We start from the raw sequence: 2,131 nt of genomic DNA, 5'->3' as shown, positions 1-2,131 counted from the left end.
GTGGCAGCACCCTCGCCGGTCGCAGACACCAAAGCCACAGGCCCCTCCATCGTGCCTGGCGTGATCGACTTCAACGTCGGTGGTTGCAAACCGGAATATCCGCGTGCCTCTTTGCGTAATGAAGAAACCGGTACTGTCTTATTGTCAGTCCTGATTGGTGCCGATGGCTCCGTCTCCGACGTCAAGATCGACAAATCCAGTGGCTTCCGTGGTCTCGACAATGCGGTTAAATCCCAATTGATGTCAGGTTCCTGCAAAAACAAACCAGGTACCGTTGATGGCAAACCACAGCAGACCTGGGCCAAAGTCCAGTATGTGTGGAAACTGGAATAAACAAGATCAAGACCTCTCAACACAGAGGCACAGAGACACAGAGGAAGCACAGAGAAAAATCTGAAAGAAGAACAGAACATGTATTCAATCAGCAGATTCTTTACAAAATGAGTTTCCTCTCCTGCTTTTCTCTGTGACTCCGTGTCTCTGTGGTAAAGATTTTTGGTCTTAAAGTTTTAAATTAAACAAACCAAGTCGTACATAAAAACAGCAGTAAGCAATACCAACCTTATTTTGTTAAAAGGAAGCACCTCAATGAAAACCCGTTTCTCCGCATTCCTGGCTGCAACACTCCTGGCTTTGACAGCCGCCGTTGCCGTCGCCCCTGTTTCCGCACAGGAATCCGCCTCTGCTGCTGCTTCCGCTGCCGCATCTGCTTCAGTCGCTGCTCCAGCACCTGCTGCTGAAGCCCCGGCACCAGCCCCAGCCGACGCTGGCGCACCTGCTGCCCCCGCAGCCGCCAAAGAAATGGTCGACAATCCTTACGGTCTCGACGCCCTCTGGAAAACCGGTGACTTCGTTGCCAAAGGCACCCTCATCATCATGGTCATCATGTCCATGGGCAGCTGGTACATCCTCATCACCAAAATCATTGACCAGGTCAAATTGTCCGGTCAAGCCACAGATGCCCGCTCCAAGTTCTGGAAAGCAGCTTCCGTCCAAGCCGGTGCCGCTTCCCTCAAAGAAGGCAGCCCATTCCGCTTCATCGCTGATTCTGGCATCAAAGCCACAGAACACCATGAAGGCGCATTGCTCGAACAAATCGACTTGAACACCTGGGTCTCCATGTCCATCCAGCGCGCTGTTGACAAAGTTCAAAGCCGTCTGCAAGACGGCCTGGCCTTCCTGGCAACGGTTGGTTCCACAGCACCGTTCGTTGGTCTGTTCGGTACAGTATGGGGTATCTACCATGCGCTGACAGCGATTGGTATGTCCGGTCAAGCGTCTATTGATAAAGTAGCCGGTCCTGTTGGTGAAGCGCTGATCATGACCGCGATTGGTCTGGCGGTCGCTGTTCCTGCTGTTCTGGGTTACAACTTCCTGGTCCGCCGCAACAAGAGCGCCATGGAAGATGTTCGTGCCTTCTCCGCCGACCTGCATTCCGTTGTATTGTCCGGCAATATGGGCAAGACAGCCGTAAAGAAATAATTAGCAATCACTGATTAACACCCGAAGACCTCTCAACACAGAGGCACAGAGACACAGAGAAAAGCAAGAGGAAAATCTTCTAGCTGAAATTGATGAGAGATCGTTTCCCCAGTCATTGCAAGCAGCGCGTAATGAAAGGGTTTTCTCTGTGGGTTTTACTCTGTGACTCTGTGTCTCTGTGGTGAGGGGTCTTCCGTATTCAGTAATTTGAAAGAGAACACATTATGGCAATGGCAATTGGCAATGATGGAGATGGCGAAGACGAAGTCAACAGCACCATCAACACCACCCCGCTGGTCGACGTCATGCTGGTTTTGCTGATCATCTTCCTGATCACCACCCCGGTGATTACAGATACGGTCAAGCTCAAGCTGCCGGCAGAAACCAACGTGATTTACAAAACCAAACCGGAAAACATCACCCTGTCGGTGAACAAGGATGGTGATCTGTACTGGAACGGCAGCATGAAGCCGCTGGGCAGCACGGATGCCTTGTTTGAAAAGCTCAAGGTAGAAGCAGTCAAGATTCCGCAACCGGAGTTGCATATCCGGGGTGATCAGAATACCCGCTACGAGTTTATTGGCAAAAGTATCCTGACGGCACAACGTGCCGGTATCGCCAAGGTCGGCTTCGTGATTGAACCGCCTCC

Annotated in this window: 3 protein-coding genes; all 3 read left to right on the top strand. The window is 51.6% G+C overall.

Going from position 1 to position 2,131, the window contains the following annotated elements; translation table 11 throughout:
- On the top strand, positions 1–333 hold a 333-nt coding region (locus ACO0LD_RS31665), incomplete at its 5' end, for an energy transducer TonB (protein ID WP_423013506.1).
- Between the two features lie 255 nt (positions 334–588).
- Positions 589–1,482 (top strand): MotA/TolQ/ExbB proton channel family protein, encoded by an 894-nt coding sequence (locus ACO0LD_RS31660; protein ID WP_423013504.1) that lies wholly within the window; start codon positions 589–591, stop codon positions 1,480–1,482.
- A gap of 224 nt (positions 1,483–1,706) precedes the next feature.
- The coding region (locus ACO0LD_RS31655; protein WP_423013502.1) for an ExbD/TolR family protein at positions 1,707–2,131 on the top strand (425 nt) is incomplete at its 3' end.

It is taken from the genome of Undibacterium sp. Ji83W (genome assembly GCF_049340385.1).
Taxonomy (GTDB): domain Bacteria; phylum Pseudomonadota; class Gammaproteobacteria; order Burkholderiales; family Burkholderiaceae_D; genus Undibacterium.
The sequence above is the reverse complement of the archived record's forward strand: the minus strand, read 5'-3'. Positions and strand labels throughout refer to the sequence as shown.

Excerpts from the sequence above, each read along its gene's own strand:
- ACO0LD_RS31660 (WP_423013504.1), top strand. The coding sequence starts at position 589 with ATGAAAACCCGTTTCTCCGCATTCCTGGCTGCAACACTCCTGGCTTTG.